This is a genomic window from Microbacterium sp. NIBRBAC000506063 (genome assembly GCF_017968845.1).
Taxonomy (GTDB): domain Bacteria; phylum Actinomycetota; class Actinomycetes; order Actinomycetales; family Microbacteriaceae; genus Microbacterium.
Map to the genome: position 1 here is coordinate 1,889,863 of NZ_CP072876.1, position 26,905 is coordinate 1,916,767.

The following is a 26,905-nucleotide window of genomic DNA, read 5'->3' on the forward strand; positions in this document are numbered from 1 at the left end:
CCTCTTGCCGGCCACAGACAGAAAAGGAGAGGCGATGAGCGACACGCTGACGGATGCGGTCCCCGACCGCGCCGCGCGCTCACATACCGCCGCCGAGCGCGCCCGACGTCGCACGATCCGCGAGACCGTGGGCGGATGGGGCCTGCTGGCACCCGCCGTCGTCGTCCTGGGCGTCATGGTGGGTTACCCCGCCATCCTCATGGTGATCCACTCGTTCACCGACTACACGATCCGGAACAAGGTTCGCGAGGAACCGTGGAACTGGATCTGGTTCGACAACTACGTCGAGCTGTTCAGCTACTCCGACTTCCCGGCCGTGCTGCTGCGCAGCCTCGCGCTCATGGTCGTGCTCACGGCGCTCATCATGATCCTCGGCATGCTGGTGGCCGCCTTCATGCACCGCATCAGCAAGGGTGGCGCCTCCTCGTCTCGATCGGCCTCCTCCTGGCCTGGGCGATGCCGCCGCTGACGGCCACGGTGGTGTGGGGATGGATCTTCGACCCCGAGTACGGCCTCGTCAACTGGCTGCTGTACAACATCACCGATGATGCGAAGTGGCTCAACCACTCCTGGCTCTTCAACCCGTGGTCCTTCTTCATGGTGCTGACGATCATCATCGTCTGGCAGGGCGTTCCCTTCGCCGCCTTCGCCTTCTACGCCGGTCTCGGACAGGTCCCCGGCGAGGTGCTCGAGGCCGCCTCCCTCGACGGCGCGAACGGCTGGAAGCGCTTCTGGCAGATCACCTTCCCGTACATGCGCAACATCGTCACCGGCGTGCTGGTGCTGGAGGTCATCTGGAACCTCAGGATCTTCACGCAGGTCTACGCGCTGCAGGAGCGCGGAGGCATCACCAGTCAGACGAACGTCCTCCCCGTCTACCTCTTCCGTCAGGGCGTCGGCGAGATCGGCATGACCGCCGCCATCGGAATGGTGATGGTCGTCGTCCTGGTCATCCTCTCCATCGGCAACGTCCGTCAGACCCTGAAGCACGAGGAGCTGTGATGAGCACTCAGCCGACCGTGGGCATCCAGCCCGCCACCACCGACGTCGTCCGCGAGGAAGCAGGGATGGTCGAGGGCGCACGCCGCAAGAGCACGCGCGCGAAGAAGCGGGGCCTCTCCGGCTTCCTGTTCAAGGTCATCGCCCTCGTCGTCTTCTTCTGCTCGGCGTTCCCCGTGTACTGGATGGTGAACCTCTCCTTCACACCCAACCGCGACATCGTCACGCGTGACAAGTCGTTCTTCCCGACGGACTTCACCCTCAACAACTACGTCACGGCGTGGACGCGCGAAGCGCGCCCCGGGCAGAGCGACTTCCAGAACTCGCTGCTGACGACCACGACCGTCACGCTCAGCGTGCTGTTCGTGACGATCCTCATCGCCTTCGCCGCCTCGATCGCGATCGCCCGTTTCCGGTTCAAGGGGCGCTACACCTTCATCCTGTCGATCATCATCATCCAGATGATCCCGGGCGAGGCGATGATGTTCACCCTCTACGGCATGATCGACGACTGGCAGCTCATGAACACCATGCTGGGTCTGGGGATCGTGTACACGGCATCCGTGGTGCCCTTCACGGTCTGGATGCTGCGCGGTTTCGTCACCGGCGTGCCCGCGGACCTCGAGGAGGCGGCCATGATCGACGGCTGCACCCGCACGCAGGCGTTCTGGAAGGTCACCTTCCCGCTGTTGGCGCCGGGTCTGGTCTCCACCGGCATCTTCGCCTTCATCCAGGCCTGGAACGAGTTCACGATGGCCCTGCTGCTGATGAGCGGCAAGAACCTCACCCTGATGCCCTGGCTGATGTCGTTCACGACCTCGTCGGTGGGCGGACAGGTCAACTGGGGTGCGGTCATGGCCGGGTCCGTGATGATCTCCATCCCCGTGGTCATCTTCTTCCTCATCGTCCAGGGGCGCATGACCGGTGGTCTCGTCTCCGGCGCGGTCAAGGGTTGATGGTCCGGGTTTCCGCCCGCGTACGTGCAGGAGTAGAACGTTGAGAGTCGGCCTTGATGTCGGCGGCACGAAGACCGAGGCCGTCGCGCTGAGCCCGCGGGGCGAGATCATCGGCCGCGTGCGTCGCCCCACCGGCTGGGGATCGGATGCCGTGATCCAGAGCATTCTCGCGGCGGTCGCCGAGCTGGCCGAGACGGTGGGCTTCGCGGCATCCGACATCGAGACGGTCGGGATCGGCATCCCCGGCGTCGTCGAGCCCGACACGGGCCAGGTGCTGCACGCCGTGAACCTGGGTGTCGAGTCGCTCGACATCCCGGGGCGGCTCGTGGGAGAGCTGGCCGCCCGGGTCCGTGTCGCCAACGATGTGAAGGCCGCGACCATCGGCGCCGCGTCGCTGCGCGGCGAGGCCGGTTCGATGGCCTACCTCAACCTCGGCACGGGGGTGGCCGCAGGCATCATCCTCGGCGGTGATCTGTGGCACGGCGCCCACGGCACCGCCGGCGAGGTCGGGCACATCTCGGTCGACCCGAACGGGCGGCTGTGCGGCTGCGGTCAGCGCGGCTGCATCGAGGCGCTGTGCGGCGGGGGTCCCGTCGCGCGCGCCTGGGGGCGCCCCGGCGCCTTCCCCATCCGTGACATCTTCGATGCTGCGGATGCGGGCGATGCGCAGGCGCGGGAGCTCCGTGACGGTCTGGCCCGAGCGGCCGCGGCCGCGGTAAGGGTGCTCGTGCTCACCGCGGACGTCGAGGTCGTCGTCCTCGGTGGTGGACTCACCGCCCTGGGCGAGAGGCTCGAGCGGGAGATCGTCGAGTCGCTGCGGCGCGAGGGGGAGGGCTCGGCGTTCCTCACGTCGCTGCGGCTGTGTGAGAGGATCGAGATGCTCCCCGCCGGGTCTCCGGCTGCCGCACTCGGCGCAGCGCTCATCGGCGCCGACCGTCGCACGAGTGCCACGGGAGGACACGACACTGAGGAAAGGGCTGCGCTGCGTGGCTGAAGTCATCATCGTTCCCGATTCGGAGGCCGCAGGGGCCCTGGTCGCCGACGAGATCGTCCGTCTGATCGAGTTCCGCCCCGATGCGGTCCTCGGGCTTGCGACCGGTTCCACACCGCTTCCCGTCTACGAGGCGCTGCGGGATCGCCTCGCCGGCCGCGACGTGTCACAGGTGCGCGGCTTCGCGCTCGACGAGTACGTCGGCATCGACCCCGCCCACCCGAGAGCTACCGTTCCGTCATCCGGCGAGAGGTCGTCGAGCCGCTCGGCCTGGACCCCGAACGCATCCGCGTGCCCGACGGCAGCCTCGACGGCATCGAGCACGCGGGCGCCGACTACGAGGCGGCCATCGCCGCAGCGGGCGGCGTCGATCTGCAGATCCTCGGCATCGGCACCGACGGCCACATCGGATTCAACGAGCAGGGGTCGTCGTTCGGCTCCCGCACGCGCGTGAAGACCCTCACCGAGCAGACGCGCGCCGACAACGCGCGCTTCTTCGATTCGATCGACCAGGTGCCCATGCACTGCATCACTCAGGGCCTGGCGACCATCCTCGACGCGCGCCACCTCGTGCTGCTCGCCTTCGGGCCGGCAAGGCGCGGGCGGTGGCCGGCGCCGTTGAAGGACCGGTGTCGGCGATGAACCCCGGATCGGCGATCCAGCTGCACGAGCACGTGACCGTGGTCGTCGACGAGGCCGCGGCATCCGAGCTGCAGCTGGCCGACTACTACCGTTACACCTACGCGAACAAGCCCGACTGGCAGGGCATCTGAGCGCTCGCGCCGGTGGAGGCGATCGGCCCCTGAGCTGGCCGAAGGGCCGAGGTCCCGGTAACAGGCGCTTCGACAGGCTCAGCGACCGTTGGCTGAGCGGCGTGCGCTCAGCCCCACGCCAGCGGCAGCAGGTGCTCCACGCTCAGCGGTGCCAGTGGGACGCTCTGGACATCGGCGGGGGTGATCCAGCGGAGCTCTGCCAGCTCGGCCTGGGCGACGACGTCGGCGGGGGCCACGACGAGCGAGAAGGCGGATGCGACGACCCGGTGTCCGGGCTCGTTCGCGGCATCCGACACGAAGGTTCCCAGCGGCACCAGCTCGGCGGGGGAGACTCGAAGCCCGAGCTCCTCCTCCAGCTCGCGCGCGAGCGTCTCGGCCGCGGATTCGCCCGCCTCGGGCTTGCCGCCGGGTTGCATGAACCTGGTCGTGCCCTGCTTGCGTACGACCAGAGCGCGTCCGTCGCCGTCGGTGATCACCGCCGCGCTGACGTGGATGTCAGTCATCGGCTCACGCGAAGGCTCGGCGCCCGGCGATGACACCGGCGCTGACGGCGACCACGGCGAAGGCGATGCCGATCCACGCCTGCCCCATCGCCCACCAGCACATCGTCACGGCGGCATAGATCAGCAGCTCCACGATCGCGCGGATGAAGGGGTGCACACGCAGCACCGGACGCGGGGAGAGAAACAGCGCCCACAGCAGAAGGGCGACGATCGGTGTGCCGACACCGAGGATGACGGACCAGGGGAGCGTCCACTCGCTGAACCCCCAGAGAACGAGCGAGGCCAGTGCCGCCACGAGGACGACGGCGCGGACGATGTCGATCGGCGAGATCGAGGGACGGACGGCGTGCTGCGCAGCAGGGGTCTGGTCGGCGGTGGACATGAGTCCAGTCTACGAGTCGGTGATCGACGCATGATCACGGCTACACCGAGCGCTCTCACCCGGTCGTTGAGCGAGGAGCACAGCGACGAGACGAAACGCAGTGACGATCCCTGAGCCCGAACAGTCTGCGGGTGGAAAGCTGAGGGGTCGTGTCACCACGTTTCGACTCGCTGCGCTCGCTCAACGACCGGAATTGGTCGAAACGAGCACTAACGCAGGTCGAAGCCGTTCAGGATGAGAGTGAGCACTCGTGCGGTACGAGTGAGTCCGGATTCTCCGTCGGCATACTGGAATGTGGCAGAGGTGTTGCTGAGGATCTGGAGGCCTGTCGGCCGCAACTCGACGGTACCGTTTCCGTTTCCGTCGAGCGTGACGGTCCCACCCCGCCTCCGGAGCCGATCCAAGCGTTCACTGTCGCTCCCGGTGTGCCGCTCAGCGGGACGCTGACGCGAGTGATGCCGTCGGAACCGTACGTCGTCGTCGCGGTTCCCAGAGAGATCGGGTCGGTCGGGACGATCGGACCCGGCTCCTCCGAACCGTCACCGGGACCGGGCTCTTCACCCTCTTCGTCGCCGGGCTCGCCGTCTCCACCGTCGCCGGGCTCGCCGTCTCCACCGTCGCCGGGCTCGCCGTCTCCACCGTCGCCGGGCTCGCCGTCTCCACCGTCGCCGGGCTCGCCGTCTCCACCGTCGCCGGGCTCGCCGTCTCCACCGTCGCCGGGCTCGCCGTCTCCACCGTCGCCGGGCTCGCCGTCTCCACCGTCGCCGGGCTCGCCGCCTTCGTCACCGTCGCCCGGCTGACCTTCGCCATCTCCAGGTTCAGGCTCGCCATCGCCAGGCTCGCCCGGTTCCTCACCGGGTTCTCCAGGCTCACCTGGTGTACCGGAACCCGGCTGCTCGGGCTCGCTCGGCTCCTGCGGTGTCGTACCGCCCGGAGCCGGAGTGCTCGGCTGTTCGGGTGCGGCGCTGAACGGAGGGTCCTGCGCCGGCGGGGCCCCCGGGGCATCCTGCTCGGGCGCGGCATCCGGGTCTGCCGATCTGAACTCCTCGTCGGGGAGCAGCTCCTGCTCGTCCTCTTCGTCGAGCGGCACGGGAACGGCCTCGAGGTCGTCTTCGGGCCCGATCTCTGCGGTGATGGACGACGACGAGGACGTGTCGTCGCCCTGTGCGAGAGCGCTCGTGGCGGAACCGTTCATGAGTCCGGGGACGATGGCCGCGGCGACGACGACGCCCGCGATCGCGACTGCGGCCGCGGCTGATCCGACGAGGATCCCCGCGCCGCTGAGCACACCGCCGGCTGCGGCACCGGCTCCGATGCCCGCGCCCACTGCGCCTGCGCCTCCTGCGGCGCCGGCTCCGCCGCCCGCCGCTCCGCTGCCGCCTGCCCCGCTTCCGCCCGTGCCGCCGAACGACCCGCCGCCAGCGGTGCTGCCGGCTGTCACGGCCGCGCCATCGACCACGCCGGGAGGCATGGCCGCGAGGGCGACGATCGGCGTGCCCCCGCCCTGGAGCGCGGCGAGGTAGGCGCTTGCGCCGGTGACGCCGAGCACCAGCGGCAGCAGCACGAGGGCGAGACGGTGCGAGACGTCTTTGGCCTCGGCGGCCACGATCATGCAGCGGGCGCACTCTTCGAGGTGCTGTTCGAGTCGCTTGTGGTCACGGGTGCTGAGATTGCCGCGGGCGTAGGCGCCGAGCGACTCGATCGTCCACTGGCAGTCCGAGCCCGCGGGCGCGCTGCGCAGATGAGCCTGGATCCACGCCTCGCGCAGGCCTTCGCGCGCGCGGAACGCGAGCTGCGAGACCGCGCCGGCGCTCATGCCGAGCAGCGGGGCGACGGCGGCGGGCTTCATCTGCTCGATCTCGGTGTACCAGAGCACCTCCTGCCAGCGCGAGGGGAGGCTCCGGAACGCCTGCGCCGTCAGGCTGCGATCAAGGGCGTCATCGGCGGCCTGCTCGGTCGTGTCGGGATCGGGCAGCACATCGAGCTCGTCGATGGGGGACTCGCGGTTCGCGCGACCCCAGCCTGCGGCGGTGTTCCGGATGCTCGTGAACAGATAGGCGCGGAAAGAGCCGTTGGGGCCGCCGCCCTTCTGGATCGCCTGGAAGATGCGCGCGTAGGCCTCCTGCACGAGATCGTCGGGGTCGATGCGCGAGGTCATCGACCGGGCGACGGTCAGGCCGGACCGGTAGTGCCGTGACCAGAGTTCACCGAAGGCCCCTGCGTCGCCCGAGCGCGTGCGGAGCACGAGTTCGGCGTCAGAGGCCGCGGTGGGAACTTCAGGGATCTGGTCTGTCAATGTCGTCAATCGGTCGGTGGGCGTACGAACGCTGTCATCTGAGAGATGCGATGACGGCGGATTTATGACGCCATCCGACCATTCTCCCCGAAACTCCCAGGAAATCACTGGGTGTGGAAAACCCGTCAGCAGAGTCTCAGAAAAAATCTCGAAAGCCGCGTAATGAATCCGCATCACGCCCGTCTCTTCTTGTAGAGACAGGCCGTGATCCTCACCGGGGGGCGAGGGTCGTGGCTCGGGCGGTGCTGGTGCCTCGGGGAGGAGTTCCAGGGCCGCCCTCTTTTTGGGGAGTCATCACCGATGACCGGAAGAGACAGCGTGTGTGGGTCGACAGGCCCGATTCAGTCGGCCCACACGTGCTGCACGGTCAGCTCCGCGTCCAGCAGCACGGCGTCCGCCGCGAATCCCGGCGCCAGCCGTCCGAACTCCTCGCCGCATCCGATCGCCTGCGCAGGCGTCGCCGTGAGCGCGAGCACGGCGTCCGGCAACGCAGCACCCGCGGCAACGCTGATGCGCAGCGCCTGATCCTGGGTGAGCGTCGAGCCGGCGATCGACCCGGTCGCTCGGGTGCGGGCGACGCCGTCGGTGACGGTCACGGCGACGGCACCGAGGTCGTAGTCGCCATCGCCCGACCCCGCGGCGGCCATCGCGTCCGTCACCAGCACGACCCGCCCGGGTGCGGTGTCGAACAGCAGCCGGATCACCTGCGGGTGCAGGTGCACACCGTCGGCGACGCCCTCGAGGAAGACCCTGTGGTCGGCGGCCGCGGCCAGCACGGGGCCGGGGTCGCGATGGTGGATGCCCCGCATCGCGTTGAAGGCGTGCGTGAGGATCGTCGCGCCCGCGTCGAAGGCGGCCGCGGCCATCGTCCCGTCGGCGTTCGTGTGCCCGACGGCGGCGGCGGCGCCGGCCGCCACGATGCGCCGGATCGCGTCGAGGCCGCCCGGCAGCTCCGGGGCGAGCGTCACCTGCCGCACCGTGCCCTCGCCGGCCTCCAGCAGCCGCTCGACCGCGGCAGGGTCCGGATGCCGCAGAAGAGAGGGCTCGTGCGCACCGTGATGGGCCAGGTCCAGGAACGGGCCCTCGAGATGCGAGCCGAGGATGTCGGTGTCCGTGCGGGTGAGCTCCGCGACCAGAGCGACGCGGCGCTCCAGATCCTCCAGCGGCGCTGTCACGAGCGAGACCACCGAGCGGGTCGTGCCGTGTGCTCGGTGCAATGCGCGGGCCGCGCGGATCGCCTCGACGCCGTCGTCGAACGAGGCCCCGCGCCGCCGTGGCTGTGGATGTCGATGAAGCCCGGGGTCAGCACCGCACCGGGGCCGGCCTCCGCGGCGGCGTCGATCACGGCATCCGCCTCGGTCCACGTCGGCCCCGTGCCCACCGCGATCACGCGACCGCCCTCGCTGCGCACCCAGGCGTCGTCGGTGACGGCACCCCCCGAGACGAGGCGGGCGGAGTGGATCAGCCGGGAACCGGCATCCGTCATGATGTGCTCCAGGGGATCTCGGGTGCGGCGTGCCACCCCCATCCGGCGGCCTTCCACAGCGGTGCGAGCCTGCCCACGCGCTCTGCGAACGACTCCCAGGAGCGCTCGGGCGTACCGGCGGGTTGCGACCAGGCTATCTCGGCCTGGGCCGCCGCCCGCGGGAAGATGAGCTGATCGATGTCGGATGCCGCACGCACCGTCTCCGACCACAGCGGCGCCTCGACGCCGAGGATCGCCTCGTCGGCGAGGCCGGGGACGAGACCGCTCGGCTCCCATTCGTAGGACTGTCGGACCGGGACGATTCCCGCCCAGACCAGCCCCACCGGGAAGTCGGGCGTCGGCTTCATGTCGAGGTAGGCGGCGTCGGAGGGGACAGGATCACGGATCCGCCGCGGGCGGCGAAGTTCACCGTCGCCGCCGCGTGCGCGGGGTCGGGGGTCGTGCTGCCCCAGAACTGGCCGATCGTGCCGGGGGCGATGGTGCCCGCCCCGGCCTCGTGCCACGCGATCGGCGTCTTGCCCCGCTCCTGGACGAGGGCGGTGATGCGCCCGATGAAGTAGTCGAAGTCGTCGGCCGGTGTGCCCAGCGCCTCGTCGCCGCCGATGTGCAGGTAGGGTCCGGGCGTGAGCTCGGCGATCTCTTCGAGCACGCCGCGCAGGAAGTCGTAGGTGCGCTCCTCGCGGATCTTCACCGAGGAGTGCCCGACGCCCCAGCCGAGGAACGGCTCGCCGTGCACCGGCAGGTCCTGACCGAGCTCGGCGGCCTGCGTGACGAGGTGGTCGTTGAGGACCGGTTCCTCGACGAGGTCCGGGTAGGCGACGCCCACGGCGTGGGTGTGCCCCGGCAGGTCGATCTCGGGGATCACCAGCATGTGGCGCTCGGCGGCGTAGGCGACGATCTCCCGGTAGTCGTCCTTCGTGAGGAAGCCGCCCGGGTCGCCGAGCGACGAAGTGCCCGAGGCGCGTTCGGTCAGCAGCGGCCAGCTGTCGATCTGGATGCGCCAGCCCTGGTCATCGCTGAGGTGCAGATGCAGGCGGTTGAACTTCAGTGAGGAGGCGCGGTCGATGAACCCCTTGATGACGTCCGTGCCGTGGAAGTGGCGCGCGATGTCGAGCATGACCCCGCGGTGGGGGAAGCGCGGCGCATCCGCGATCTCCACGGCCGGGACGAACCGCCCCTCGGCGTCTTCGCCCACGAGCTGGGCGAAGGTCTGGCGCGCGTAGAAGAGGCCGGCCTCGTCGCCGGCGGTGAGGACGGCGGATGCGGCGCTCACGCTGATCGTGTACGACTCGGCCTTCGCGCCCGCGTCGATGCGGGTCACCACGTTCGCGTCGTCGGCGGCGAGGCGGAACGGCAGACCTTCGCCGAGTGCGACCGAAGCGGGGTAGGGGACGAGGGGCAGGGTGTTAGGTAAGACCATGAACAAAACCTATCGGATGCGGGTGCGGGAGGGAACAGCCGGCTCCCGCGGAGGGGATGCCGATCCGGTATGCTCGAGACGTCGCGACTGGCGTCTGGGTGGATCACCACCGGGGAGCGACCCACAACGGAATTCGACCGCGCGCCTGGGCCGATGCGCATTTCGACACGTTCACTTCGCGGACGTGCTCAATGACCGAATTCTGTTGCTATCGAGTGGAGAACGCCATGACCGACCCGTACTTCAACGCCCCGCTGTCGGAGGTCGACCCGGAGATCGCCGAGGTCCTCGAGCGCGAGCTGAACCGCCAGCGCGGATTCCTCGAGATGATCGCCTCCGAGAACTTCGTGCCCGTCTCGGTGCTGCAGTCGCAGGGCTCGGTGCTCACCAACAAGTACGCCGAGGGCTACCCGGGCCGCCGCTACTACGGCGGCTGCGAAGAGGTCGACGTCGCCGAGTCGCTGGCGATCGAGCGCGCCAAGAGCCTGTTCGGCTCCGCGTTCGCGAACGTCCAGCCGCACTCGGGCGCGACGGCCAACGCCGCGGTGCTGCACGCGATCGCCCGTCCCGGTGACACGCTGCTCGGCCTCTCGCTCGACCAGGGCGGGCACCTCACCCACGGCATGAAGATCAACTTCTCCGGCCGCCTCTACGACATCGTCGCCTATGGCGTCGACCCCGAGACCAGCCTCATCGACATGGACGAGGTGCGGCGCCTGGCCCAGGAGCACAAGCCCAAGGTCATCATCGCCGGCTGGTCGGCCTACCCCCGTCAGCTCGACTTCGCCGCGTTCCGCGCGATCGCCGACGAGGTCGGGGCGCTCCTGTGGGTCGACATGGCGCACTTCGCCGGGCTCGTCGCCGCGGGCATCCACCCGAATCCCGTGCCGCACGCGCACGTGGTCTCCTCCACCGTGCACAAGACGATCGGCGGCCCGCGCTCGGGCTTCATCCTCACCAACGACGCCGAGATCGCCAAGAAGCTGAACTCGGCCGTCTTCCCGGGCCAGCAGGGCGGCCCGCTCATGCATGTGATCGCCGCGAAGGCGACGGCGTTCAAGCTCGCCGCGACGCCCGAGTTCAAGGAGCGCCAGGAGCGCACGGTCCGCGGTGCGGCGATCCTCGCCGAGCGCCTCACGCAGCAGGACGTGGCGGATGCCGGCATCGCCGTCCGCTCCGGAGGCACCGACGTGCACCTCGTGCTCGTGGATCTGCGCGACGCCGCGATCGACGGCAAGCAGGCCGAGGACCTCCTGCACGAGATCCACATCACCGTCAACCGCAACGCCGTCCCCAACGACCCGCGTCCCCCGATGGTGACCAGTGGTCTGCGCATCGGCACCCCGGCGCTGGCGACCCGCGGCTTCGGCGACGCCGAGTTCACAGAGGTCGCCGACATCATCGCGCTCGCGCTGCAGCCCGGCGCCGACGTCGACGCGCTCCGCGCCCGAGTCGACGCGCTCGCCGAGGCCTTCCCGCTCTACCCGGGTCTGACCCAGTGACCGCGAAGGTCCTCGACGGCAGGGCGGCTTCGGCGGCCATCCGCGCCGAGCTGACCGAGCGCGTCGCCGCGCTGAAGGAGCAGGGGATCACTCCGGGCATCGCCACGGTGCTCGTCGGGGCCGATCCGGCATCCCAGCTGTACGTGGGGATGAAGCACAAGCAGTCGCTGGCGATCGGGATGAACTCGATCCAGAAGGAGCTGCCCGCCGATGCTACGCAGGAAGACGTCGAGGCGCTGATCGACGAGCTCAATGCCGATCCTGACTGCCACGGCTACATCGTCCAGCTGCCGCTGCCGAAGCACATCGACACCGATGTGATCCTGGAGCGGATCGATCCGGCCAAGGACGCCGACGGGCTGCATCCGACCAACCTCGGCCGGCTCGTCCTCAACGTCAACGAGCCCATCACGACCCCGCTGCCGTGCACGCCGCGCGGAGTGATAGAGCTGCTCGTGCGCAATGGCTATGACCTGAACGGCAAGCATGTCGTCGTCGTCGGCCGCGGCGTCACGATCGGCCGCTCGATCGGGCTGCTGCTGACCAGGCGCGAGTACAACGCGACCGTGACCCTCACCCACACCGGCACCGTCGACATGCCCCGGCACCTGCGCGAGGCGGATGTCATCGTGGCCGCCGCGGGCGTGAAGCACCTCGTCCGCCCCGAGGACGTCAAGCCCGGCGCCGCCGTGCTCGATGTCGGCGTGACCCGCGAGCAGGATGCCGAGACCGGCAAGGCGCGCGTGTACGGCGACGTCCATCCGGATGCCGCAGGGGTCGCCGGCTACGTCTCGCCGAACCCCGGCGGGGTAGGGCCGATGACGGTCGCGCTGCTCATGACGAACGTCGTCGAGGCGGCCGAGCGGGCCGCGGCATCCGCCTCCTGAGCGATCCGGTCTAGAGTTCGTCGAGCATCTTCCGCTGCTCGGGTGTGAGCCCGTCGTTCGCCTCGGCGCGCGCCGCATCGGTCGCCGCCGAGGGTGCCGAGGAGCCGGATGCCGAGCGCGCCGCCTTCTGGTCGATGCTGTCGTAGATCTCGCCGGCCTTGGCCTCGAACCGGTCGACGATCTTCGCGTAGACGACCCAGCCGATCGCGATGATGATCGGCGGGAGGGCATAGGCCCACAGCCAGCCGGGTGCGCGGATGCCGCTGAAGATGACGGTCAGGACCCAGACCACCCAGGCCACGGCGAGCACGACGAGGAGCTGCACGAGCCCTTCGCCGGCGCTCGTGCGCTCGGGGCGGGACTTCGCGCTCAACGAGGTGAACCACTTGTGCACGAGAGGCTTCACGAACAGTACGAGCACCGTCATCACCACGGCGGCCCACAGCGCCGAGAACCCGACGCTCGCGGGGGTCAGGAAGCCGATCAGCAGCAGCACGCCCGCATTGAAGATGAACAGGCAGGCGAAGCGCACGATCCATTTCCTCATGCGCCCAGAATGTCAGAGCGGCCTTGTCCTCGCCAGCGGAATCGCCCGAGGCGGAGGGACGACGTGCCTCAGGCTCCGGGCTGGAAGCCGATGATGCGGGCGCTCTCGTCGAAGTGGAACGTCGCGTGCCCGGAGGCGTCGGAGACGCGGGCGCCGCTGTACGCGGCATCCGCCCATTCGAACTGCCAGCCGGCCAGCCGGGCCAGGCCCCACGCCGAGGTGCGGCCGTCGCGCAGCGGGGTCGTGGACAGGATGTGGGGGAGTGCGCCGAAGGCGCCGGCCACGGTCAGCGGCGGCAGGCCGGCGTCGAGTAGGAACACCGCGCGCGTGCCGCCCTCGACCGGTGCGACGAAGGCGGGTGCGGCGCCGGTGAGCTCGGTCGCGGCGAGGCCGATCACGAAGGCCGTGTCGTCGATCCAGGTGTCGGGCTGCAGGGTCGCCGTTGGTGGGAACGGCACCTCGGCCTGCGACAACAGGCCGATGCCGGCCTCCTCGCCGTGCGTGCGGAGCTTCGCGACGGGGCCCTCGGCCTTGCCCTGCGGGTGCGCCCAGCCCCAGAGGATCGATCCGGATGCCGGGGCGAGCGTCGCCACGAGCTCGGCGGATGCCACGAGTCGCCGCGCCGGGTCGGCGACGGCCGAGAACGTCACGGTGCCGGCCTCGAGATCCACGTCCCAGCGGTGTTCGCCGAGCGCGGCCGTGGCGGTGTTCAGCGCCTCGCGTCGCAGGGCGGCGAAGAGCGCGGCGCGGTCGGCGAGGGGTACAGGGCTTCGAGCGTCATGGCTCCAGTCTTGCGCCGGTTGCTATGAATCCGCCAGCCGTGTCGCCGAGTGCACCATCTGTCGGCGAGTGCACTGTCTGTTCCCCACGACGACGTGGGTCCTTCGTCGACACGTGGTGCACTCGGCAGGAAGCGGGAGGCTCAGTAGCTGGCGCGGTTCTCGTCGGGGGCGCCGATGAAGCGTGACGCGAGCGCCTCGGAGGAGCGGGCGAGGAGGGCGACGTCGGCGCCCACCGCGACGAAGTCGGCGCCCTCTGCGAGATAGGCGTCCGCGGCGGCGGGGTCGAAGGCGTTCACCCCACGGGCTTTCCCACCTTCTTCGCGGCGGCGAAGACGCGGTGCACGGCGGTGACGACCTCGGGATGGGTCTGCTGTCCGAGGAGCCCCATGGAGGCGGCGAGATCCGAGGGGCCGACGAAGACAGCGTCGACGCCGTCGACCGCGAGGATCTCCTCGGCCTTCACGACCGCCCCCGCGGTCTCGATCTGCACCGTCAGCGACACGTGCTCGGCGGCCTGCGCGAGGTAGTCGTCGACGCGGTTCCAGCGCGCCGAGCGGGCCAGGGCGCTGCCGACGCCACGACGCCCGCGCGGCGGGTAGTGCACGGCTTCTACCGCGGCGCGGGCCTCTGCGGCATCCGACACCATCGGCACGAGGATGTTCTGCGCGCCCACGTCGAGCACCTGCTTGATCGTGACGGTGTCATTGGCCGGAACGCGCACGAGCGGGGTGATCGGGTAGGCGGCCACGACCTGGAGCTGCAACTGGATCGACTCGATCGTGTTCGGCCCGTGCTCGCCGTCGATGAGCAGCCAGTCCAGGCCCGAGCCGGCGCAGATCTCGGCGAGCACGGGTGATCCCGTGCATGCCCACATGCCGATCTGAGGGCGATCGGATGCCGCGAGCCGCTCGCGGAAGGTCGGTGCTAGACGAAGCGACATGTGATGGTTCCTCCCTCGCGGTAGTCGCACACTACCTCGTCACCGCGCTCCACCCACATCGGGCGGGTGAAGGATCCCGCCAGGATGATCTCGCCCGCCTCGAGGCGCGCGCCGTGCTGATGGAACTTGTTCGCCAGCCACGCCACCCCGGTCGCGGGGTGCCCGAGGACGCCGGCGGCCACGCCCGTCTCCTCGATCTCGCCGTTGCGGCTGAGCACCCCCGGTACCCAGCGCAGATCGACCTCCTGCGGGTCCAGGTGCACGTCGCCGAGCACCATCGCACCGTAGGCGGCGTTGTCGCTGATCGTGTCGACGATCGTGCGCCCCTCCAGCTCGATGTGCGAGTTGAGCACCTCGAGGGCGGGCACGGCGTAGTCGATCGCGGCCAAGGCGTCCTCGAGCGTGCAGTCGGGTCCTTCCAGCGGGTGCTTCAGGACGAACGCCAGCTCGACCTCGATGCGCACGTTCGCGAAGTCGTCGAAGGGGATCTCGGCGCCGGTGGCGTAGACGGTGTCGTCGAACATGACGCCGTAGTCCGGCTCGGTGATCCCCGTCGCCTGCTGCATGGCCTTCGACGTCAGCCCGATCTTGCGACCGACGAGCGTGCGCCCGGCGGCGAGCTGCTGATCGCGCCATATGCCCTGCACGGCATAGGAGTCCTCGATCGTCGCCTCCGGGTAGCGTGCGGTGATGCGGGGATCAGCACCTTCGTGCGATCCGCCTCGGCGAGCTCCTCCGCGAGCTGCGCGATCACGTCGGTGGGCAGCGTCACAGCTGGTTCCCCAGCTTGTACTCGGCCTCCTCGGGGCGGGTGTAGGAGAAGCCGTCGGCGCCGATCGTGACGGCCATCTCGCTGTCGTCGGTGCGGGCGACGACCGGCTGCGGGTTGCCGTCGAGGTCGAGCACGAGGGACGCCTCGGTGTACCAGGACGGCACGACGGGGTTGCCCCACCAGTCGCGACGCTGGTTGTCGTGCACGTCCCAGGTGACGACGGGGTTGTCGGGATCGCCGGTGTAGTAGTCCTGCGTGTAGATCTCGACGCGGTGCCCGTCGGGGTCGCGCAGGTACAGGTAGAAGGCGTTGGAGACGCCGTGGCGGCCCGGGCCGCGCTCGATCGCGTCCGAGCGACGCAGCGCGCCGAGCTTGTCGCAGATCGCGAGGATGTTGTGCTTCTCGTGAGTGGCGAAGGCGACATGGTGCATGCGCGGGCCGTCACCGCCGGTGGCGGCGGTGTCGTGCACGGTGGGCTTGCGCCGCATCCAGGCCGCGTAGACCGTGCCCGCCTCGTCCTGGATGTCCTCCGTCACACGGAAGCCGAGGTCCTGGTAGTGCTTGACCGCGCGGGGCACATCGGGGGTGACCTGGTTGAAGTGATCCAGGCGCACCAGCTCGCCCGGCGTGTGCAGGTCGTAGCGCCAGGAGAGCCGCTCGACATGCGTGGTGTCGAAGAAGAACTCGTAGGGGAAGCCGAGCGGGTCGACCACGCGCACCGAGTCGCCGATGCCCGTGGTGAAGCCCTGCGGATCGCGGCGCACGTCGCATCCGATCTCCTCGTAGAAGGCGACGGCCTTGTCGAGGTCCTCAGCGCTGCGCACCCGATAGGAGAACGCGGCCACGGCGGCGATCGGTCCCTTGCGCAGGACGAGGTTGTGGTGGATGAACTCCTCGGTCGAGCGCAGGTAGATCGCCTCGTCGTCCTCCTCGGTCACGTACAGCCCGAGCACGTCGACGTAGAACTCGCGCGAGGCGGCGAGGTCGGTGACGACGAGCTCCATGTAGGCGCAGCGGAGGATGTCCGGTGCCGGCGAGGTCGGGGTCGGGACGGGGTTGTCCGTCTGGATGGGCGCCTCCTGGCTCACGAAGAAGCCGGAGGAGGTGCGGGTCATCTCTTCTCGGTTGGTCATGGTCGCTTCCTTGCGTTCAGTTCTTGCCGAAGGTGGGGTTGTGGACAGCGCCGAGCGTGATGTGCACGGCCTGCTGGTCGGTGTAGAAGTCGATCGAGCGGTAGCCGCCCTCGTGACCGAGGCCCGAGGCCTTCACACCGCCGAAGGGGTGCGCAGGTCGCGGACGTTGTTCGAGTTCAGCCACACCATGCCGGCCTCGACCGACTGCGCGAAGTTGTGCGCGCCCTTGAGGTCGTTGGTCCAGACGTAGGCGGCGAGGCCGTACTTGGTGTTGTTCGCGAGCGCGAGCGCGTCCTCCCAGGTGTCGAAGGGCGTGATCGCGACGACAGGGCCGAAGATCTCCTCTTGGAAGATGCGGGCGTCGGGGGCGACATCGGCGAACACGGTCGGTGCGACGAAGTTGCCGAACTCGAAGCCCTCCGGCCGGCCGCCGCCGGCGACGAGGCGCCCCTCGGACTTGCCGATCTCGATGTAGCCCATGACCTTCTCGTAGTGCTCCGGATGCACGAGCGCGCCCACCTCGGTGGCGGGTCGTGCGGGTAGCCGACCTTGACCCGCTTCGCCTGCGCGGCGTAGCGCTCGACGAACTCGTCGTAGACCGAGCGCTGCACCAGGATGCGGGAGCCCGCGGTGCAGCGCTCGCCGTTGAGCGAGAAGACGCCGAAGATCGTCGCGTCGATCGCGGCATCCAGATCAGCGTCCTCGAAGACGATGGCGGGGCTCTTGCCGCCGAGTTCCATCGAGAGGCCCTTGAGGTAGGGGCGGCGTTGCCGAAGATGATCTGCCCGGTGCGGCTCTCGCCGGTGAAGGAGATGAGCGGGACATCGGGGTGCTTGACGAGCGAATCGCCCGCGAAGCCCTCCTCGCCGAAGCCGTTGACGAGGTTGAACACGCCCCGGGGCAGGCCGGCCTCCTCGAAGATGCCCGCCCACAGTGACGCCGACAGCGGTGTGAACTCGGCGGGCTTGAGCACGACCGTGTTTCCGGTGGCCAGGGCCGGGCCCAGCTTCCACGACTCGAGCATGAACGGCGTGTTCCACGGGGTGATCAGGCCCGCGACGCCGATCGGCTTGCGGTTGACGTAGTTGATCTGCCGGCCGGGCACCTTGTAGGTGTCGTCGGCCTGCGCGACGATGAGGTCGGCGAAGAAGCGGAAGTTCTCCGCGGCCCGGCGGGCCTGGCCCAGTGCCTGGGTGATCGGCAGACCCGAGTCGAAGGACTCCAGCTCGGCCAGTCGCTGGTCGCGCGACTCGACGATGTCGGCGATCCTGTGCAGCACGCGCGAGCGCTCGCGCGGCAGCATCCGGGCCAGGGCCCTTCCTCGAAGGCCTTCTTGGCCGCCTGGACGGCGCGGTCGATGTCGGCGACCTTGCCCGACGCCGCCTGGATGTAGACCTCGTTCGAGACCGGTTCGAGGACGTCGAAGGTGTCGCCGTCGATCGAGTCGACGAACTCGCCGTCGATGTAGTGGCGGAGGCGGTCGGGCAGGTTCTCGGGAGTGGGGTGGGTCATGATGGTCTCCGGTTCAGACGGACTTCTGCGAGTCCTGGTGGGCGAGGAAGGCGTCGAGAGTGCGCTGACGGTGCGCACGGGCGGCGAGCTCGATGTCCAGGGGCGGGGCGCCAGACTCGATGAGCGCGAGGATCTCCTCGTGCTCCTTAACCGACTCGCGGGCGCGGCCCGGGACGAAGCTGAAGATCGAGTCGCGCAGCGCGTCGAGGCGCGCCCAGCCGCGATGGACGAGATCGAGGATGTGGTCGTTGGGACAGTTCTCGAAGAGGGTCGAGTGGAAGCGGCGGTTGAGCTCGGTGAGGCGGTGCGGGTCGAAATGGTCGAGGCTGGCGATCATGAGCTCGTTGATCTCGCGGGCACGGGCGATGTCCTCGGAGGAGACATGGGGCGCCGAGAGCATCGTCGCCGCGCCCTCCACGATGGAGAGCGTCTGCATCGTGGTGGAGTACTCCGACTCCCTGACCATCGACACATGTGCGCCGACGTTCGTCTCGAACGTGATCAGGCCCTCGGCCTCGAGCTGACGGATCGCCTCCCGCACGGGCACCACGCTCATGTCGAGCTCTTTCGCGATCGTGCCCAGCACCAGACGATAGCCGGGGGAGAAGCGCCGGTCGGCGATGCGCTCCTTGATCCAGGCGTAGGCCTGCTGCGACTTGCTGAGCGTGACCGTGCTCATGCGTCGCTCCGCGTCGCCTGATACTTCGCGCGCCACTGCGCGTTCATCGGGAACAGTCCGTCGACCGGGTGACCGGCGGCGACCTGCTCGGCGACCCACGCGTCCTCGTCCTCCTGGGCGAGCGCCTCATCGACGACCTCTTCGGCGAGGGCCGGAGGGATCACGATCACGCCGTCGCCGTCGCCGACGATGATGTCGCCGGGCTGGACGGTCGCGCCGCCGCAGGCGATCGTCACGTCGTAGTCCCAGGGCACGTGCTTGCGTCCGAGGACCGCGGGGTGCGCGCCCTGCGAGAAGACGGGCAGGCCGATCTCGGCGACCGCGTCGAAGTCGCGCACCCCGCCGTCGGTGACGACGCCCGCCGCGCCGCGCGCCTGGGCGCGGAGGGCCAGGATGTCGCCGAGCGTGCCGGAGCCGCGCTCGCCGCGGGCCTCGATGACGATGATCTCGCCGGGTGCGACGGCGTCGAAGGTGCGCTTCTGCGCGTTGTATCCGCCGCCGTGGCTGCGGAAGAGGTCTTCGCGTCCCGGGACGAAGCGCAGCGTCTTCGCGGTGCCGACGATCTTCGCCCCCGGGATGTTGGTGCGCACGCCCTCGATCGAAGTGGCGTTGTATCCGCGCTTGCGCAGCTGCGCCGAGAGACCCGCGGTCGGTGCCTTCTCGAGCTTGGCGCGCAGCTCGGGATCGAGCCCGCCCGCCTCGGGCAGTCCGGCCGCCTCGCGCGAGCCCCAGGCCTCCGTGCGCTGCAGATCGTCGACCGCGGGCAGGGAGCCGAGGCGACCGTCGAAGGGCGTGTCGCCCTGGATGACCGTGGTCACCAGGCGTCCGGAGCTCGCGCCGGTGGCCGGGACGTCGACCTCCACCTCGACGATGTCGCCGGGGACGAGGACGGAGGAGCCGGCCGGTGTCCCCGTGAGGATCACGTCGCCGGTCTCGAGCGTGAAGTGCTGGGAGAGGTCGGCGACGATCTGGGGAGTGAGAAGAACATGCCCGCGCTGGAGTCGTCTTGGCGGAGCTCGCCGTTGACCCAGGTGCGTACGCGGATGCCGGCCGGGTCGATGCCCCGCGCGTCGATGAGCTCGGGGCCGAGAGGCGTGTAGCCGTCGCCGCCCTTGGAGCGGACGTTGGAGCCCTTGTCGTTCGTGCGCAGGTCGTAGAGGCCGAGGTCGTTGGCGGCGGTGACGGATGCCACGTGCGCCCAGGCGTCGTCGACGCCCACCCAGCGCGCGGGCTCGCCGATGACGAGGGCGATCTCGCCCTCGAAGGCGAGGAGCTCGGTGCCCGCGGGGCGTTCGACCGCGCCGCCGGTGGCGGCGAGGGAGCTGGTCGGCTTGAAGAAGTAGGAGGGGTGGGCGGGGCGCCGGCCGCGCTGCTCGGCGCGAGAGGTGTAGCTCAGGTGGATCGCGATGATCTTGCCGGGGTGGCCGGGTGTGCCGTCACGGGTACGCCTCCTTGCGAATTTTGACGAGCGCTCTTGCGCTGTATCTCAAATCGTATATGATCGTACCTCATCGGGCAAGAGCGAGTTCTCGCATCGCGACCCGAAGACAGCGACGTCCGACCGACACAGGAGTCACCCGCATGAGCACACCGCAGAGTCCCGCCTCGCCGCCGGAGGGGTTCACGCCCACCGGCACGATCTCACAGTCCAAGGACCGGCGCCGCGTCGTGTTCGCAACCGTCGTCGGCACCACCGTCGAGTGGTACGACTTCTTCATCTACGCGCAGGCCGCGGGTCTCGTCTTCGGGACGCTCTTCTTCGCCGGGCTCGGCCCGAACAGCCTGCTGTTCTCCTTCGCCACCGTCGGCATCAGCTTCCTGTTCCGTCCGCTCGGCGCCTTCCTCGCCGGCCACCTCGGCGACCGGTACGGTCGCCGCATCGTGCTGATGTGGACGCTGATCCTGATGGGCGCGGCGACCACCCTGATCGGCCTGCTGCCCACCTTCGAGATGATCGGCGTCGCCGCCCCGGTGATCCTGCTGCTCCTGCGCATCCTGCAGGGCATCTCGGCCGGCGGCGAGTGGGCGGGGCGGTCCTCATGGCCGTGGAGCACGCCCCGAAGGCCAAGCGCGGACTCTTCGGCGCCTCGCCGCAGGTCGGTGTGCCTCTGGGCCTTCTGCTGGCATCCGGGGTCATGGCGCTCGTCGCGCTCCCCGGCGACGAGTGGTTCCTGGCCTGGGGCTGGCGCATCCCGTTCCTCTTCAGCATCGTGCTGATCCTCGTCGGCCACTACATCCGTCGTCGCGTCGAGGAGAGCCCCGTGTTCGCCGAGATCGCCGAGCGCAAGGAGCAGACGAGGATGCCGATCGTGCAGCTGTTCCGTCGGCACGCGCTGCTGGTGCTCATCGCGGCGCTCGTCTTCGCGGGCAACAACGCCGTCGGTTACATGACCACCGGCGGGTACATCCAGAGCTATGCGACCGACCCCGAGGGGCCTGTCGGCCTCGCGCGCGCCGAGGTGCTCGGTGCGGTGACCCTCTCCGGTGTCTCGTGGCTGGTGTTCACCTGGTTCGCCGGGTGGATCTCCGACAAGATCGGACGCCGCACGACCTACATCGCCGGCTGGATCCTGCAGGGCATCGGCGTCTTCCTGCTGTTCCCCTCGTCAACACCGGGAGCATCGTCAACCTCACGCTCGCGCTGGTCATCCTCACCGTCGGACTCGGGCTCACCTACGGTCCGCAGTCGGCGCTCTACTCCGAGCTGTTCCCCGCCAGCATCCGCTTCTCGGGCGTATCGATCTCCTACGCGATCGGCGCCATCATCGGCGGTGCCTTCGCGCCGATGATCGCTCGGGCGATCGTGCAGTCGACGGGCTCCACCGATGGCGTCACCTGGTACCTCGCCGGGATGACGGCGCTCGGCCTGATCGCGACTCTGCTGCTGCGCGACCGCTCGGGCATCCCGCTCGGGCCGGAGCACGAGGCGGAGCAGGCGGTCTCCCCGATCCGCGGGCTCTCCAAGGCCTGAGTCCCGGTGCACAGCGCCCCCGCCCGGCCGGCGGGGGCGCTGTCGTCGTCAGCCGGTGGCTCAGATCGCGCGTCCGGGGGTGAGGATCCCGGTCGGATCCAGCGCCGCCTTGATCGCGCGCTGCGTGTCGAGGGCGACCTCGTCGAGCTGCCAGGGCAGCTCGTGCTGCTTGACCGAGCCGATGCCGTGCTCCCCGGTGATCGTGCCGCGCAGCGACAGGGCGAGCCGGGTGATGTCGTCGATCACGGCTTCGGCCGCCCGGTACTCCTCGGGCGTCTCGCCGGCCTGCACGCTCGGATGCAGGTTCCCGTCGCCGGCGTGCGCGACGGTCGAGACCTGCCGGCCGTGCCGTGCGGCGATCTCGTCGATGCCGCGGAAGACCGCGGCCAGCTCGCTGATGGGCACGGCCACGTCGCACGACACCCGCAGCCCGCGCGCGGTCAGCGCGGGGTTGGCGAGACGGCGTGCCTCCAGCAGGGCGTCGGAGTCGGCGATCTCGGTGTCGTCGGCGCCGTGCTCGCGACACAGCTGCAGGATCGTCTCGGCCCGCGCCGCGGCGTCGAGCCCGGTGGTCTGACCGACCAGGAGCGCGGCGCCCGGAAGCGGCAGGCCGCTGGGCTGGAACGACTCGATGATCTCCACGCTCGCGCGATCGATGAGCTCGAGCACCTCGGGCTGGGCGGCACTGCCGACGATCGTGGTGACCGCGCGCCCGGCATCCTCAATATCGTCGAAGCTCGCTCGGAACGTGCGAGGAGTGCCCGGTGCGACGGGCTTGAGCCGCACGGTCGCGCCGGTGATCACCCCCAGCGTCCCCTCGGATCCGACGAACAGGCTCGTCAGGTCGTAGCCCGTGGTGTTCTTGCGGGTGCGGGCGCCCGTGCGCAGCACGCGGCCGTCGGCGAGCACCACCTCGAGGGCGGCGACGGCATCCGTCGTCACCCCGTGGGAGACGCAGCGCAGACCGCCCGCGTTCGTGGCGATGTTCCCGCCGACGGTGGAGGTGCGGGCGCTGGCCGGATCGGGCGGGAAGAACAGCCCGTGCGCGCGGGCGGCCTGATCGAGGTCGGCGGTGATGACACCGGGCTCGATGTCGGCGAGGCGATTGCCGGCGTCGATGGCGATGATGCGGTTCATGCGCTCCAGCGAGACGATGAGCCCTCGCGGATAGGCGATGGCGCCGCCCGACAGGCCCGTTCCGGCGCCGCGGACCGAGACGGGCACGCCGTGGCGGTGCGCCCAGGCGAGGGCCGCCGACACATCCGCTGTCGACGCGGCGAGCACGACCGCCCGCGCGGCCCCCTGGGGCTCGGCTCGTGAGCTGTCGCGGCTGAACGCGGCGACCGTCTCGGGATCGAGCACCAGACGGTCGCCGAGGTGCGCGATCAGCTCGGCGACCTGCGGCTCGGTCATGGCGACATCCTCCTCGGCGGGTGTACGACGACTCCGAGAAACGGTACCCGCTTCCGTGCGCCGTGTCCCGCGGAAGGGGGATCGGATGCCGCCTCAGCCGTTGATGACCTGCGGCACCGAGACGGCCTTGAGCCCTCGGTGCCGAACTCCAGACCGTAGCCGGACTTCTTCACGCCGCCGAAGGGGACGAAGGGGTGCACACCGCCGTGCGAGTTGATCCACACCGTACCCGCCTCCAGTCGGGCGGCGATCTCGCGGGCACGATCGCGGTCGGCCGACCACACCGAGGCGCCGAGGCCGACGTCGACCCCGTTGGCGAGCGCGACCGCCTCATCCACGTCGCGGTAGCGGATGATCGGCAGCGCCGGCCCGAACTGCTCCTCGACGACGAGCGGGTTCTCCGGATCGATGTCGGCGACGAGAGTGGTCGGGTAGAAGTGCCCGGCCGCGTCGCGATCGGGCTCCCCGCCCAGCACGACGCGGGCGCCGGAGGACTTCGCGGCCTCCACGAGCCGGTCGACGACCTCGAACTGCATCCGGTTCTGCAGGGGCCCGAGCACGTTCTGCTCCTCGAGCCCGATGCCCATCGGCATGTTCTTGGCGACCTCGGTCAGGGCCGAGACGACCTCGTCGTAGACGTCGTCGTGCACGTAGAGGCGCTTGAGCGCCGCGCAGGTCTGCCCAGTGTTGATGAACGACCCCCAGAACAGGCCCTCGGCGATCGCGGCAGGATCGACATCCGGCAGGACGATGCCGGCGTCGTTGCCGCCCAGCTCCAGCGTGAGGCGGGTGACGTTGCCCGCCGAGCTCTCGATGATCTTCTGGCCGGTCGCGGTGGAACCGGTGAACATGATCTTGCCGAAGGCCGGGTTCGCGACCATCGCCGCGCCGATGTCGCCGGCGCCGGCGACGACGTTCAGCACGCCCTCGGGCAGTTCCTGGTTCATCACGGCGGCCAGCGCCAGACCCGACAGCGTCGTGTACTCGCTGGGCTTGGCGACCACCGCGTTGCCCATGCGCAGCGCGGGCGCCAGCTGCCAGATCGCGATCATCATCGGCCAGTTCCACGGCGTGATCGCGCCGACGAGCCCGACCGGGCGGTAGTGCAGCTCGGCGTAGGTCTCGCCGTCGTCGACGACGACCTCGAAGGGGAGGGAGTCGCGGCGGTCGCACGCAGCCAGGCGACGCAGGCGCCCACCTCGAAACGCGCGTTCGGGCCGTTCAAGGGCTTGCCCTGTTCCCGGGAGAGGAGGTGCGCGAGCGCTTCGCTCGAGCGTTCGACGGCATCCGCCACCCGGTTCAGGGTCGCGACGCGCTCCTCGTCGCCGAGTGCGGCCCAGGCCGCCTGCGCCGACTGCGCACGGGCGACCGCGGCGTCGAGATCGGCGGCGGTGTGCACCGGCGCGGCGCCGATGACCTCTCCCGTGGCCGGATCCTCCACCGGTCGGCCCTGGCCGCCGTCCGCCGTGATCGCGGCGAGCAGAGTCTCGTAGGTGTCCATGTCTGTGTCCTCCTGGGGTAGGGAGCCTCTCGGCTCCAGGTCGATCATGCGCCCGGGTGCGGGCGCGGGCTTGTCTGATCGTGCACGGCTGCGTGCGTCTGGCGCAGGACCGCGAACGTCGTCACCGCTCGGATCTGAGGGTGCGGGGCGAGCAGCCGAACTCGGCGCGGAACGCACGGCTGAAGTGCGCGGCGTCCGTGAAGCCCCACTCGGCGGCGATGCCCATGATCGGGCGGTCGTCGCAGAGCGGGTCGAGCAGCCGCATCCGGCACTCCTCCAGGCGTCGCCGCCGCACCCAGGTCGCCACGGTCGCGTCGTTCTCATGGAAGAGCGCGTGCAGATGCCGGGGCGAGATGAAGTGGGCGGCGGCGATGCTCGCCGGGTCGAGGTCGGGGATCCGAGGTTGCGGTCGATGAAGCGGACGATGTCGCCGAAGAGCCGCTGGTGCGGCGTCAGGGTCAGCGGTCCGCGCGCGAGCTCGTCCGCCAGCAGCGTCACGACCATGTCGACCGAGTTCCGGGCAAGGCGCGCGCCCGCGGCGCCCTGCACCACGCCGAGGTCGGCGGCCAAGTTCGTCAGGTGCGGCACGATGAGCCGCCCCATGCCGCCGCTGCGCTCGAGCGGGGTCGCGGTGAGCTCGGCGACCGCGTCCAGCGGCAGGTCGACGCAGTGCGCGGGGAACATCATCACGAGCGTGCGGAAGCGGTCCTCGAAGGAGAGCGTGTAGGGGCGATCGGTGTCGTAGATGGCGATCGACCCCGGCCGCAGCAGGGTCTCGCGGCCCTCCTGGACCAGCAGGCCCGTGCCCTCGAGCTGGACGCCGACCTTGAAGTAGCGCCGGCTCCGGGCCGCGATGAGCGCCGGGGTGCGTTCCACCGTATGATCGGTGGCCTCCACGATCGAGAAGTGCACCTCGTCGGCGGTGGTGTGCCGGATCGATCCGCGGAACGGATCCGGATGCTCGGTCGTCACCTGCAGCGGCACGAACGACTCGCTCACCGCCGTACGGAACCGGGTGAAATCGAGCGCGCCCGGATTCCGGCGGGTGTCGCCGACGCCGTTGTCGTGCGAGCCATGGTGCTATCCCTCCTCTGTCGCGCGGAACTCCTCGATGAGACCGCGCGCGGTCGTGATCCCGGTCTCGATGGCGCCATCGACGACGACGCCGTTCCACCCCTTCGCCCAGTCGGCGCCCGCGAAGCGCAGGCGCGTGCCGGTGTCGCGGAAGAGGCTCCAGCCCTCCAGGAACTGGCCGGAGCGGGGTGTGGCCCAGGTCTGTCCCGACCAGCGGTCGGCGCCCCAGTCGTGACCGGTGGTCTCGACGACCTCGAGATCCGGCACCCACTGCCTGATGAGCTCCTCGACGGAGTCTCGGTCCTTCAGGTCGATCTTCGTGTGATCGGGGCCGAAGCCGACGAGGATCGTCGTGTCGTCGTCGAGGAAGTACTCGCTGCGGATGAGGGCGATCGGGTGTCCGGTCGGCGCGTAGGCGATGAGCGAGCGATGACCGCGGATCTTGATCCAGATCTTGAAGCCGGTGCAGTCCCAGCCCTCCTCGATCACGGCCTGTGCCTTCTCGGGCAGGGCGGGGGAGAACGAGAGGTTCCCCAGGGCGCCGAGCGGAGCGGTGACGATGACGGCATCCGATTCGATCCGACTGCCGTCCTCGAGCGTGACGGTCGCGCCATGCGCGCCGTGCTCCACGGCCGTGACGACGGTGCTCAGGCGGATGTCGGTGCGCAGATCCGCCGCGATGGCCTCATAGATGCCGCGCATGCCGCCATGCAGCTTGAACCGCAGCGTCTGCTCGTCGAGCAGACCCAGGCGGTGGTCGCTGAGGGACGCCCAGTGCTTGGCCATGAGCGGCGATGCGGTCGCGGTGTAGCCGTTGTAGCCGGCCGACCAATAGGCGTCGGCGAGGTCGATCTCCTCCTGGCTGAATCCGCCGTCGCGGAGCGCGTCGAGGACGCCGCCCTGGTCGGCGGCGCGGAACCGCTCGATGAGCGCGTCGTCGCCGGAGTCGAGGATGTGCAGCGGCTCATGCGGGTAGGGGAAGAAGTCGCGCGAGCCCTCGAAGATCTTCGCCTGGGGGCGCTCCAGCTTCGCATCGAGCTCGGCCTCGGTGCCCTGGTGGACCTCGCCGCCGCTCAGCCAGTACGCGGTGTCGGCGACGGGGCTCGGGTAGATGGTCTGCCCGTAGCGGGTGATCTCGGTCCAGATGAACGGCTGCATCCAGTGCACCCAGGTCGCGCCCATCTCGAGCGTGTGCCCGAGACGCTCCTCGGTCCAGGCGCGCCCGCCGATGCGGTCGCGTGCTTCGAGGATCGTCACGGCCACTCCCGCCGCTTCGAGCTCGCGGGCTGCGATCAGGCCGGAGAATCCGGCGCCGACGATGGTGACAGTACGGGACGTGCGTGGGCCATGGGAAACCGCCTTTGGTTCGTTCGGTGGGCGCCCCGA

The 26,905-nt window shown here is 69.8% G+C and carries 18 protein-coding genes, 9 pseudogenes and 1 riboswitch; of the genes and pseudogenes, 8 read left to right on the top strand and 19 right to left on the bottom strand.

The window, feature by feature from the left end; genetic code table 11:
- The first annotated feature begins 34 nt into the window (after positions 1-34).
- The 5 genes and pseudogenes from KAE78_RS10765 (at position 35) to KAE78_RS10785 (ending at position 3,719) form a co-directional block, all read left to right on the top strand.
- A complete protein-coding gene (locus KAE78_RS10765; RefSeq protein WP_223170839.1) occupies positions 35-469 on the top strand; it encodes a carbohydrate ABC transporter permease in 435 nt (144 codons plus the stop codon).
- Entirely contained in the window at positions 457-1,002 is a 546-nt protein-coding gene (locus KAE78_RS10770) for a carbohydrate ABC transporter permease (RefSeq protein WP_262927640.1), read from the top strand. Before KAE78_RS10765 ends, KAE78_RS10770 begins: the two co-directional genes overlap by 13 nt.
- A complete protein-coding gene (locus KAE78_RS10775) occupies positions 1,002-1,955 on the top strand; it encodes a carbohydrate ABC transporter permease (RefSeq protein WP_223170840.1) in 954 nt (317 codons plus the stop codon). The genes KAE78_RS10770 and KAE78_RS10775 overlap by 1 nt, the downstream gene beginning before the upstream one ends.
- Before the next feature lie 40 nt (positions 1,956-1,995).
- On the top strand, positions 1,996-2,949 hold the full coding sequence (locus KAE78_RS10780) for an ROK family protein (protein WP_223170841.1): 954 nt from the start codon (positions 1,996-1,998) through the stop codon (positions 2,947-2,949).
- Positions 2,942-3,719 (top strand): annotated as a pseudogene (locus tag KAE78_RS10785) (glucosamine-6-phosphate deaminase). Before KAE78_RS10780 ends, KAE78_RS10785 begins: the two are co-directional and overlap by 8 nt.
- Positions 3,720-3,826: 107 nt before the next feature.
- Here KAE78_RS10785 and KAE78_RS10790 read toward each other — a convergent pair.
- The 6 genes and pseudogenes from KAE78_RS10790 to KAE78_RS10815 form a co-directional block, all read right to left on the bottom strand.
- Positions 3,827-4,222: an NUDIX hydrolase gene (locus tag KAE78_RS10790; RefSeq protein WP_223170842.1), complete on the bottom strand. Its 396-nt coding sequence runs from the start codon at positions 4,220-4,222 to the stop codon at positions 3,827-3,829.
- Between the two features lie 4 nt (positions 4,223-4,226).
- Complete coding sequence (locus KAE78_RS10795) at positions 4,227-4,604, bottom strand: YrdB family protein (protein ID WP_223170843.1); 378 nt, start codon at positions 4,602-4,604, stop codon at positions 4,227-4,229.
- Between the two features lie 229 nt (positions 4,605-4,833).
- Complete coding sequence (locus tag KAE78_RS10800) at positions 4,834-6,849, bottom strand: sigma-70 family RNA polymerase sigma factor (RefSeq protein WP_223170844.1); 2,016 nt, start codon at positions 6,847-6,849, stop codon at positions 4,834-4,836.
- Between the two features lie 392 nt (positions 6,850-7,241).
- A pseudogene (locus tag KAE78_RS10805) lies at positions 7,242-8,386 on the bottom strand (N-acetylglucosamine-6-phosphate deacetylase).
- Complete coding sequence (locus KAE78_RS10810; RefSeq protein ID WP_262927641.1) at positions 8,383-8,733, bottom strand: family 20 glycosylhydrolase; 351 nt, start codon at positions 8,731-8,733, stop codon at positions 8,383-8,385. The pseudogene KAE78_RS10805 and the gene KAE78_RS10810 overlap by 4 nt, the downstream one beginning before the upstream one ends.
- Positions 8,730-9,806 (bottom strand): family 20 glycosylhydrolase, encoded by a 1,077-nt coding sequence (locus tag KAE78_RS10815; protein WP_223170845.1) that lies wholly within the window; start codon positions 9,804-9,806, stop codon positions 8,730-8,732. Before KAE78_RS10815 ends, KAE78_RS10810 begins: the two co-directional genes overlap by 4 nt.
- A 73-nt stretch (positions 9,807-9,879) precedes the next feature.
- A riboswitch (ZMP/ZTP riboswitch) is annotated at positions 9,880-9,964 on the top strand.
- 69 nt (positions 9,965-10,033) lie between these two features.
- On the opposite strand from KAE78_RS10815, the gene glyA reads away from it, so the two are divergent.
- Together glyA and KAE78_RS10825 are read left to right on the top strand one after the other, a co-directional pair.
- Entirely contained in the window at positions 10,034-11,308 is a 1,275-nt protein-coding gene (glyA, locus tag KAE78_RS10820) for a serine hydroxymethyltransferase (RefSeq protein ID WP_223170846.1), read from the top strand.
- Positions 11,305-12,195, top strand: a complete 891-nt coding sequence (locus KAE78_RS10825) for a bifunctional methylenetetrahydrofolate dehydrogenase/methenyltetrahydrofolate cyclohydrolase (RefSeq protein WP_223170847.1) — start codon at positions 11,305-11,307, stop codon at positions 12,193-12,195. The genes glyA and KAE78_RS10825 overlap by 4 nt, the downstream gene beginning before the upstream one ends.
- Positions 12,196-12,205: 10 nt before the next feature.
- Here the strand turns inward: KAE78_RS10825 and KAE78_RS10830 are convergent, their stop codons facing one another.
- The 8 genes and pseudogenes from KAE78_RS10830 to KAE78_RS10865 all read right to left on the bottom strand — a co-directional run bounded on the left by KAE78_RS10830 (position 12,206) and on the right by KAE78_RS10865 (position 19,971).
- Positions 12,206-12,727: a hypothetical protein gene (locus tag KAE78_RS10830; protein ID WP_223170848.1), complete on the bottom strand. Its 522-nt coding sequence runs from the start codon at positions 12,725-12,727 to the stop codon at positions 12,206-12,208.
- An 83-nt stretch (positions 12,728-12,810) separates the two neighbouring features.
- On the bottom strand, positions 12,811-13,470 hold the full coding sequence (locus KAE78_RS10835) for a DUF6882 domain-containing protein (protein WP_411156024.1): 660 nt from the start codon (positions 13,468-13,470) through the stop codon (positions 12,811-12,813).
- Positions 13,471-13,664: 194 nt separating this feature from the next.
- Positions 13,665-14,464: pseudogene (locus KAE78_RS10840) on the bottom strand (HpcH/HpaI aldolase family protein).
- A pseudogene (locus KAE78_RS10845) lies at positions 14,449-15,230 on the bottom strand (2-keto-4-pentenoate hydratase). The pseudogenes KAE78_RS10840 and KAE78_RS10845 overlap by 16 nt, the downstream one beginning before the upstream one ends.
- 2 nt (positions 15,231-15,232) lie before the next feature.
- Positions 15,233-16,369, bottom strand: a complete 1,137-nt coding sequence (gene hpaD / locus KAE78_RS10850) for a 3,4-dihydroxyphenylacetate 2,3-dioxygenase (protein ID WP_223170850.1) — start codon at positions 16,367-16,369, stop codon at positions 15,233-15,235.
- Positions 16,370-16,385: 16 nt separating this feature from the next.
- Positions 16,386-17,881 (bottom strand): annotated as a pseudogene (gene hpaE / locus KAE78_RS10855) (5-carboxymethyl-2-hydroxymuconate semialdehyde dehydrogenase).
- A gap of 13 nt (positions 17,882-17,894) precedes the next feature.
- The gene (locus tag KAE78_RS10860; RefSeq protein WP_223170851.1) at positions 17,895-18,560 is read right to left on the bottom strand and encodes a GntR family transcriptional regulator; all 666 of its coding nucleotides are present in this window, start codon (positions 18,558-18,560) and stop codon (positions 17,895-17,897) included.
- Positions 18,557-19,971, bottom strand: a pseudogene (locus KAE78_RS10865) (fumarylacetoacetate hydrolase family protein). Before KAE78_RS10865 ends, KAE78_RS10860 begins: the two are co-directional and overlap by 4 nt.
- 170 nt (positions 19,972-20,141) lie before the next feature.
- Between KAE78_RS10865 and KAE78_RS10870 the strand changes: the two are divergent.
- Positions 20,142-21,531: pseudogene (locus KAE78_RS10870) on the top strand (MFS transporter).
- Between the two features lie 60 nt (positions 21,532-21,591).
- Here KAE78_RS10870 and KAE78_RS10875 read toward each other — a convergent pair.
- The 5 genes and pseudogenes from KAE78_RS10875 to KAE78_RS10895 form a co-directional block, all read right to left on the bottom strand.
- Positions 21,592-22,944 (bottom strand): FAD-binding oxidoreductase, encoded by a 1,353-nt coding sequence (locus KAE78_RS10875; RefSeq protein ID WP_223170852.1) that lies wholly within the window; start codon positions 22,942-22,944, stop codon positions 21,592-21,594.
- 93 nt (positions 22,945-23,037) lie between these two features.
- Positions 23,038-24,445: pseudogene (locus tag KAE78_RS10880) on the bottom strand (aldehyde dehydrogenase family protein).
- Between the two features lie 121 nt (positions 24,446-24,566).
- The gene (locus tag KAE78_RS10885; RefSeq protein WP_223172467.1) at positions 24,567-24,842 is read right to left on the bottom strand and encodes a helix-turn-helix transcriptional regulator; all 276 of its coding nucleotides are present in this window, start codon (positions 24,840-24,842) and stop codon (positions 24,567-24,569) included.
- Between the two features lie 149 nt (positions 24,843-24,991).
- Positions 24,992-25,444: pseudogene (locus KAE78_RS10890) on the bottom strand (cupin domain-containing protein); the annotation flags it as partial.
- Between the two features lie 81 nt (positions 25,445-25,525).
- Positions 25,526-26,839, bottom strand: coding sequence for an NAD(P)/FAD-dependent oxidoreductase (locus tag KAE78_RS10895; protein WP_262927861.1), 1,314 nt, complete (start codon positions 26,837-26,839; stop codon positions 25,526-25,528).
- Between the last annotated feature and the right edge of the window lie 66 nt (positions 26,840-26,905).

Excerpts from the sequence above, each read along its gene's own strand:
- KAE78_RS10770 (WP_262927640.1), top strand. The coding sequence starts at position 457 with ATGCCGCCGCTGACGGCCACGGTGGTGTGGGGATGGATCTTCGACCCC.
- KAE78_RS10765 (WP_223170839.1), top strand. The coding sequence starts at position 35 with ATGAGCGACACGCTGACGGATGCGGTCCCCGACCGCGCCGCGCGCTCA.
- glyA (WP_223170846.1), top strand. The coding sequence starts at position 10,034 with ATGACCGACCCGTACTTCAACGCCCCGCTGTCGGAGGTCGACCCGGAG.
- KAE78_RS10795 (WP_223170843.1), bottom strand. The coding sequence starts at position 4,604 with ATGTCCACCGCCGACCAGACCCCTGCTGCGCAGCACGCCGTCCGTCCC.
- KAE78_RS10875 (WP_223170852.1), bottom strand. The coding sequence starts at position 22,944 with ATGACCGAGCCGCAGGTCGCCGAGCTGATCGCGCACCTCGGCGACCGT.
- KAE78_RS10810 (WP_262927641.1), bottom strand. The coding sequence starts at position 8,733 with ATGAAGCCGACGCCCGACTTCCCGGTGGGGCTGGTCTGGGCGGGAATC.
- KAE78_RS10815 (WP_223170845.1), bottom strand. The coding sequence starts at position 9,806 with ATGGTCTTACCTAACACCCTGCCCCTCGTCCCCTACCCCGCTTCGGTC.
- KAE78_RS10790 (WP_223170842.1), bottom strand. The coding sequence starts at position 4,222 with ATGACTGACATCCACGTCAGCGCGGCGGTGATCACCGACGGCGACGGA.
- KAE78_RS10775 (WP_223170840.1), top strand. The coding sequence starts at position 1,002 with ATGAGCACTCAGCCGACCGTGGGCATCCAGCCCGCCACCACCGACGTC.
- KAE78_RS10860 (WP_223170851.1), bottom strand. The coding sequence starts at position 18,560 with ATGAGCACGGTCACGCTCAGCAAGTCGCAGCAGGCCTACGCCTGGATC.
- hpaD (WP_223170850.1), bottom strand. The coding sequence starts at position 16,369 with ATGACCAACCGAGAAGAGATGACCCGCACCTCCTCCGGCTTCTTCGTG.